The sequence below is a fragment of the Acinetobacter sp. ANC 3903 genome, assembly GCF_002135315.1.
Classification (GTDB): Bacteria; Pseudomonadota; Gammaproteobacteria; order Pseudomonadales; family Moraxellaceae; genus Acinetobacter.
Map to the genome: position 1 here is coordinate 107054 of NZ_NEGA01000012.1, position 8275 is coordinate 115328.

An 8275-nucleotide genomic window follows, 5' to 3' on the forward strand; every position below is an offset into this window, starting at 1 on the left:
CTTTCCTTATATTTTTTAAACTTTTATGCTTTTAAATTTTTCTATTTCATCATGATGTCACATAAAAATTTACATCATCAAGCCAGAAGCATCATACATTTTTTAAAATGGGTGAGCGCTTTATTCCTTTGATACTTCCCCTATCACCTGCGCTCTGGTATCACTCTGTATCAGACCATCAACCAGATTAATGGTTCGATCGCAGGTGGCTGATAGTCGTGGATCATGGGTGACCAAAAGCACGGCACAATCACGTTCCTCATGCACTTTTCTAAACAGGGCAAACATACTTTCTGCCGTTTGCGTATCCAGATTCCCTGTCGGTTCATCAGCCAGCAATAAAGCCGGATTAGTAATTAAGGCCCGGGCAATGGCCACACGCTGTTGCTGCCCACCAGACAGTTCATTGGGTTTATGGTCAGCAAACTTTTCCAGTCCCACTGCAGCCAGTAATTCACATGCACTTTCAGTTGCCTGTTTATCGGGTTTACCATGTGCCAGCATCAGCGGCATCAAGATATTTTGCAGTGCTGTAAAAGCCTGAATCAGGTGATGGAATTGGAAGACAAAACCAATACTGTTGCCTCGTAGTGCAGTCCGTTCAGTATCATCCATTTTACTGGTCGGTTGCCCCAGTAGATACAATTCCCCACTACTTGGCTGATCCAGCAGCCCCAAAATATTTAATAAGGTACTTTTTCCCGAACCTGAAGGACCAATCAGCGCAGCAAAATCTTGCCGTTCTATACATAGATCAATGCCGTGCAAGACTTCCACCTCATTGGGCTGACCGATGTTATAGGATTTTCGCAGCGCCTCTAAACGCAAGACCTCGTAAAACTTCTCAGACATGACGAATTGCCTCCACTGGATCCAGCGCTGCCGCCCGACGTGCAGGAACTGCTGCTGCTAATACGCCCGTCAATGTTGCCAATAATAGCGCCCAAAACACCAGCTCAATCGGGACAGGAATATAAAACAGGCCGGGACCAAAATTATTAAATATCCACACTAGTCCATAGCTGGCAGAACTACCAATTGCGGAGCCAATAAGGCCAAAAATCGCGCCCTGAAATAGAAACACTCTTAAAATTTGCGATTGAGTCGCACCAGTGGCACGCAAAATCCCAATTTCCCGGGTTCGCTGCACCACGCTCACCGACATGACGCTGGCAATACCAAAAGCCACGGAAACGGCGACGAAGATAATAATCATATTGGTGGAAAGACTTTGGGAAGAAATCGCATTCATTAACTGGGCATTGCTTTTAATCCAGCTTTCAGCCTGTAAGGAGGTTAAACGTCCTACCTGATCCGCAATCTGATCGGCCTGAAAAAGGTCATTCACTCTCAGATCAATCACGGTCACCCCACCCGGCAAATTCAGCAAGGATTGTGCCTGTTTTAGATCCAGATACACGTAGCGTGCATCCAGCTCACGCACCCCAAGTTCAAATATCCCGGCAATATTCACCAAGCTACTCTTTTCCTGTCCGGTATCCAGCCGCAACTTGCTACCGACCTGAACACCGAGGTCCTTGGCCAGTTCACTGCCAATCATCACATCATCCGCACCTACTCGCAGCTGACCACTTTGCAAGTATTCCTTTAAAGGAATAATCTGCTGATAACGTTCTAGATCAATACCGACCAGCGCGACAGATTCTATGGCTTCACCACGCTGTACCAATGCCGGTCCGGAAACCGTCGGAGAAACTGCTGTCAATATGGGCAACTGATCCAGTGTGGTCATGATTTGCTGCCAGTTATTAATCGAACGGAGTCGCTGGGCACGTTTATCTTCCAATAGAAGCTGGGTCACCCCTTCTTTCGTCGGTGCCACCTGATTGACTTCATCCGGGGACAATAAGCGAATATGCGCCTGCGTACCTAAAGTCCGGTCGACCAGATTGGATTGCAGGCCTTGAATCAAGGCAGTAACAAACACAATTACAGCCACGCCTACTGCAACACCAACAGTAATCATGATGGATTGTGCCCAGCCTTCACGTAAGAAGCTGACCGCAATTGTCCATTCGGTCCATAGCCGTCCGAAAAAGTTTTTCAATCGAATTTCACCGGTATTTCGTTTTTGGTACTGCTTTGGTTCGCAGGATTTTTAGTTAAGCTATTTTGTGGCTTTAAACGCACCCGCGTGCCATCTTCCAAAGAAGCGTCTGGATTAGCCAGCACCTGATCCCCTTCCTTTAAGCCAGAAGTGACTTCTGTGCGATCCAGTCCGCGCATCCCCAAAGTCACCTGCTGGCGTTGGACTTTGCCATTGCGTACCAGTAGTACCGTGGCTTTATCTCCTTTTAGTCCAGTTAAGGCATCATTTGGAATGACTAAAGCCTGATCGCGTCTACCCGTTTCTATATTCACCGATACGGTCATATCCTGACGTAGAAAATCAGGTACTGGATTTACTGTGAGCTTAAGTTCTACTGTACCGCGTTGAGGATCGACACTTGGAGCAATAAAATTAATCCATGCTGGGAAAGTTTGGTCAGGATAGGCATCGGCAATCACCGTGGCTTTTTGCTGTAAAGCCAGCCGTGATAAATTGCGTTCATCCAGGGGGACACGAATTTCGGTATTACCATCGAGTGCAATGGTAAATAAGCCTTGGCCGGGCTGCACCAGATCGCCCGGTTCAACATTCCGGGTCAGCACAGTGCCTGCCGCCGTTGCACGGATTTTTGTCTTGTCCAGTTGGGCACGTGCCACGGCGAGCTTCTCGCGTAATGAAGCCTCTTCAACCTGACCCGATGCCAGTGCGGCTGCTTTTAAACGTGCTGTTTCAAAGTTATTACGTGCAACCCTTTCAGCTTCTACCGCCTTTTCAATTTCTTCAGCCGAAAGGATGCCTGCCTCGGCATTACGTCTACGGCTGGCTTCACGGCTGGCCTGTTCAAGCTGGGCTTTGGCGGAGGCTAATTCTGCTGCTGCCTGCGGACGTCGGCTTGTGGCTAATTCGGTCAACGCAACTTCTGCCTGACGGACCTGGGCAGCCAATTCATCTGATTTCAGTACTAACAACAGGTCACCCGGCTTAACTTGATCCCCTTCCTGAACGCGTCGCTCTAACACCACACCAGTAATTTCACTGCCGACATCGGCACGCGAAACGGTAGCAACACGTCCTGTCGCCACCACATTTTGTACCAACGGCATAGCGTTTAAGGTATAGCTCGGTAGTTCTGGACCTCTCCACCAGCGGAAAAGTGCAAAACCCGCTGCCAGTATCAGCAGAAAAACAATCAAAATTTTATAGCGGGCAGCACGCAAATGGACATCTCCAATAGGATTTTTAACTGCATATTCAATTAAAAAGATGTAGAAGTATTTAGTGTTTTAGTAATATGTAATTTTATTAAAAAAATAGCAATTTTGAAATATTCTTTTTTATCATAAATTTATGATTATTAGAATTTAACCAATAGTAGGTTTTTATATTATTAAAGTCTCGTTTTAATGATTGTTCAAAGATGTCACCAATATTCTCATAGTCATCTTCAGTCACAAGGATGGTTTTATTTTAGTTGAGAGAAAAAACGGATACATAATATTTTTCCCTCCCAAACCAAAGCATACTATTAAAATTACTATGCTTCTTGCTGTCTCCAGACAATCTGCATAATTTAAAAGCCACATTTAAACAAACAGAATAATAATTGTAGGTGCTTTTCCCATGGATAAACGAGTGTTTTCCCCTTTGCTCTTGTTACTGTATATCTGTATGGGTTTAGCGGCTTGTCATAAGTCTAAAAAACACAGCAGCAAACAGCGGAAAGTACTGCGGCGCAAGTGAGTATTTTCAAAGTACAGCCGCAAAGCGTGAATTTCAGTGAAAGCCTGCCGGCGCGTGTTCAAGCCTATAAAATTGCAGAAATTCGTCCTTAAGTGGGCGGGATTATTGAAAAAAAGTATTATTTACTCAAAGCTCTGAAGTTAAAGCAGGCCAAGCTTTATTTAAAATTAATTCAGCCACCTTTCAGGCAAATGAACATTCCTCAATTACCAATTGCATATTATCCCTCTGTCGCACCGCCTCAGATCAGTATCATTGCCATATATCCAGGCGCGACACCACAAACGCTGGACAGTGTGATTGCTTTAATTGAAGATGAAATGACATCTTTACGAGCTTTATAAGATTTTAAAATTCAAGAATAAACGTTATTCAATCCTCTCATTTTAAACCACGAATTTAAAAAAAAACGGCTTAATCATCATGAATAAGCCGTTCTTGGATCTACATTAGAGGAAAACCTGAGTCTTCCTTAATAAGTTTACTTCGATAGCGTTTTACCACGTGCGCTATGCAGTTTTTTGTAGCTGTCAATCAGACGTAAATGACGGTCTAAACCTTCAAGTTGCATGCTGGTTTCAGTTAAACCATAGAAACGGATACTGCCTTCCAGAGAACCGATCACCGCATCCATACGTTCATCACCAAACATACGGCGGAAATTGGCTTCATAATCGTTCAAGTCCATGTCATCATCTAGTTCTACTTCTAGAACCACATTCATGCACTGATAGAACAAGCCACGCTCAACGGTATTGGTGTTGTACTGAAGGAAGGTTTCCACCAGCTCTTTGGCTTCTTCAAACTCTTGTAAGGCAATATAAATCAGCAGTTTTAACTCTAGTATGGTGAGCTGACCCCAAACAGTGTTGTCGTCAAACTCGATCCCGATCAAAGTGGTGATGTCGGTGTAATCATCCACTTCAACTTCTTCCAGGCGTTCAACCAAAGCCGCCAGCTGGTCTTCATCTAAACGGTGCAAGTTCAGAATATCTTCGCGGAACAATAAGGCTTTGTTGGTATTATCCCAGATTAAATCTTCAACCAGATAAATTTCCGAATAATCAGGTACCAAAATACGGCAGGCTGTCGCACCTAAATGCTCATACACCGCCATATACACTTCTTTGCCCATCTCTTCGAGAATGCCGAACAACATTGCCGCTTCTTCGGCATTACTGTTTTTGCCTTCATTCGTGAAGTCCCACTCCACAAACTCGTAATCAGACTTGGCACTAAAGAAACGCCATGACACGACACCGCTAGAATCGATAAAGTGCTCGACAAAGTTATTCGGCTCGGTTACCGCGTTACTGCTGAAGGTTGGTTTGGGCAAATCATTCAGGCCTTCAAAACTGCGGCCTTGCAGCAATTCAGTCAGGCTGCGCTCTAAAGCTACTTCCAGTTTAGGATGCGCACCGAAAGAGGCAAATACACCACCGGTACGCGGGTTCATTAAGGTCACACACATCACCGGATACTTGCCACCTAAAGAGGCATCTTTAACCAGTACCGGGAAGCCTTGTTCCTCCAGACCTTGAATGCCTGCCACAATGCCCGGATATTTTGCCAGTACATGTTCAGGTACATCCGGCAGGGCAATTTCACCTTCCAGAATTTCACGTTTCACCGCGCGTTCAAAAATTTCAGACAAACACTGGACTTGCGCTTCAGCCAAGGTGTTACCTGCACTCATACCATTGGAAAGATACAGGTTTTCAATCAGGTTGGATGGGAAATAAACCGTTTCACCATCAGACTGACGCACAAATGGCAGTGAACAGATTCCGCGCTCAGTATTGCCTGAGTTGGTATCATACAAATGTGTGCCGAGCAGTTCATCTTCAGGGTTATAAATATCTAAGGTGTATTCATCCAGGATTTCTTTTGGCAGTTCCCCGTTCGGACCTGGCTTGAACCATTTTTCATCCGGGAAATGCACAAATTCTGCATTGGCAATGTCTTCACCCCAGAACTGGTCGTTATAAAAGAAGTTACAGTTTAAGCGCTCAATGAATTCACCCAAGGCCGAAGCCAAAGCACTTTCTTTGGTCGCACCTTTACCATTGGTAAAACACATTGGAGATTGCGCATCACGAATATGCAAAGACCATACATTCGGTACGATGTTGCGCCATGAAGCGATTTCAATCTTCATGCCCAAGTTCGCCATAATGCCGGACATATTGGCAATGGTTTCTTCTAATGGCAGGTCTTTACCCGGAATATAGGTACTGCTTTTTGTCGCCAAACTGGGCATCAGCAAGGCTTGTGCATCGGCATCAATGCTTTCCACTTCTTCGATCACAAATTCCGGACCGGTCTGGATCACTTTCTTGACCGTGCAGCGATCAATTGAACGCAAAATGCCTTGGCGGTCTTTTTCGGAAATATCAGCCGGCAGCTCAACCTGAATTTTAAAAATCTGCTTGTAACGGTTTTCTGGGTCTACAATATTGTTTTGTGACAAACGGATATTATCGGTCGGGATATCACGTGCCGCACAGTACACCTTTACAAAGTAAGCAGCACATAATGCAGAGGACGCGAGAAAATAGTCGAATGGACCCGGCGCTGAACCGTCGCCTTTATAGCGAATGGGTTGATCGGCGATTACCGTGAAATCATCGAACTTGGCTTCTTGTCGAAGGTTGTCAAGATAATTGACCTTAATTTCCATGCTGGCACCTAAATATTCTTATGTGTCAGTGCAACACATAACAATCAAAAAAATAAAATATAAGCCGAATCAGGGATAAGAAATTGACTTAAGAAATAGTGTGACTAGTGTCATGCGTAAAGCTTAGCAAACGACTGACCCTAGAAAGATGGACGGTATTATAGAGTGATTTTGCCTGATTGATAACTTTTGTCTGTGTTTGTCACCGATTTATGAGAAATGCTGATGCACGGATAATTTATTTGTCTTTTATAGACGGTTTCTAAACAACCATGCCGCTAAAGGTAAGCTCACGCCGCCTATCATCAGCATGGGCACAAAATCCCTTTTCACCTGACTAAATTGTGCCCCTTCCAAATATACGCGTTGCACCAGATCAATACCGAAGCGTAAAGGATTTACATAGGTCGCTATCTGTAAAAATTGCGGCATGTTTTGTACGGGAGTAAGCAAACCCGATAACAATATCAGCGGCATAATCAGCAAGAAGGTAAACAGCATGGCTTGCTGCATATTCACTGAAAGCGCCGATATGGACAAGCCAATTCCGACCACGGCAATATTGAAAACCGCCAAGCCAAAATACAATAATCCCAATGAACCATTCATGGGAATCGGGAACCAGAACAATATAATCAGCAAAATAATGGTGGATTGCATCATGCCGACAAAAATCGGCGGTAAAGCCTTGCCAATCATAATATGTAACGGCGTATAAGGCATGACAAGCAGCTGGTCAAAGGTGCCCTGTTCACGTTCACGCGCGACCGATAAAGCCGAAAGCAACAAGGTTTGAATCATGCTTAAAGCGGCAATCAGTGAAGGCATCAGTCCCCAGCGTGACTGCTGATTCGGGTTATACCAGGTTCTGGTTTCAATATTAACCGGTGAGATAGAACCCAATTGTTGCTGATTAAATTGATTTACGACCGCATTGATATAAGCCCCCGCAGCCGCAGCGGTGGAAGAATTACGCCCATCCAGAATCAGCTGAATGGCAGAGCTTTGTCCCTGATTCAGTTTAGTTTCAAAATCTTGCGGAATGGAAATTACAGCCAAGGCCGTTCGGTCACTCACCACCTGCTCAATTTGCTGATTATTTTCCAAGGTGGCTGTACGGATAAAAATACCGGAACCATCAAGCTTAGACAGCAATGCTGTAGAAGCCTGCCCTTTACTTTGATCCAGTACCGCATAATTGACCTGATTGACATCATAACTCGCCGCATAACCAAAAATCAGTGCTTGCATCAGTGCCGGTGCAAACAGAATAATGACTTTTTTATTCATTATGAAAGCACCTTTATTTCTAAAAGCTAGATACGTTTTAGTTCTCACTTTAAACTAGCATAATTTCTGAAATAATAGATCTCTTTCATAAATCAAAAAGCTGGTCGTTTTTTGATTTATGAAAGAGATCTAATGTATAAAGGTAGAATATTTCTATATATTTTTCTATCTCAGATACAGCAATAAGGATGATTAAGTAAAATGACTCCTATTCAATATTATTTAATGTTTCAGACTCATATTTTGAAATAATTATTTCAATAACAATGATTCAAAATATGTCAAATTTTCTTTAATTGAATAATTAAATAACCTGAATCGCGGATAAGAAATTAACTTGAAAAAAAGGTGGCTGAAAACCATTAGGGAGTTACCACACCTCCTACACCTTCAGCCACCATGTTCGATTTTACATATTTCTTCTGCATGATCGATGACTTTTTTCAGAAATTCGAAGCAACCTATTTGCAATTCTTAAAACACAGCAACAAGCG

Annotated in this window: 5 protein-coding genes and 2 pseudogenes; 2 read left to right on the plus strand and 5 right to left on the minus strand. The window is 43.8% G+C overall.

The window, feature by feature from the left end:
- Positions 1 to 120: 120 nt before the first annotated feature.
- Genes B9T29_RS10935 through B9T29_RS10945 form a run of 3 tightly spaced genes read right to left on the minus strand, consistent with a single transcriptional unit; the run spans position 121 to position 3288 of the window.
- Positions 121 to 852, minus strand: coding sequence for an ABC transporter ATP-binding protein (locus B9T29_RS10935; RefSeq protein ID WP_086175959.1), 732 nt, complete (start codon positions 850 to 852; stop codon positions 121 to 123).
- Positions 845 to 2068: an ABC transporter permease gene (locus tag B9T29_RS10940; RefSeq protein WP_086175960.1), complete on the minus strand. Its 1224-nt coding sequence runs from the start codon at positions 2066 to 2068 to the stop codon at positions 845 to 847. The genes B9T29_RS10935 and B9T29_RS10940 overlap by 8 nt, the downstream gene beginning before the upstream one ends.
- Entirely contained in the window at positions 2065 to 3288 is a 1224-nt protein-coding gene (locus tag B9T29_RS10945) for an efflux RND transporter periplasmic adaptor subunit (protein WP_086175961.1), read from the minus strand. The genes B9T29_RS10940 and B9T29_RS10945 overlap by 4 nt, the downstream gene beginning before the upstream one ends.
- Before the next feature lie 451 nt (positions 3289 to 3739).
- On the opposite strand from B9T29_RS10945, the pseudogene B9T29_RS16385 reads away from it, so the two are divergent.
- A pseudogene (locus B9T29_RS16385) lies at positions 3740 to 4016 on the plus strand (biotin/lipoyl-binding protein); the annotation flags it as partial.
- On the plus strand, positions 4003 to 4155 hold the full coding sequence (locus tag B9T29_RS16170; RefSeq protein ID WP_143223885.1) for an efflux RND transporter permease subunit: 153 nt from the start codon (positions 4003 to 4005) through the stop codon (positions 4153 to 4155). The pseudogene B9T29_RS16385 and the gene B9T29_RS16170, both read left to right, overlap by 14 nt.
- Before the next feature lie 137 nt (positions 4156 to 4292).
- Here the strand turns inward: B9T29_RS16170 and B9T29_RS10955 are convergent, their stop codons facing one another.
- Entirely contained in the window at positions 4293 to 6491 is a 2199-nt protein-coding gene (locus B9T29_RS10955; RefSeq protein WP_086175962.1) for an OsmC domain/YcaO domain-containing protein, read from the minus strand.
- 249 nt (positions 6492 to 6740) lie between these two features.
- Positions 6741 to 7766: pseudogene (locus tag B9T29_RS10960) on the minus strand (ABC transporter permease); the annotation flags it as partial.
- Positions 7767 to 8275: the final 509 nt, after the last annotated feature.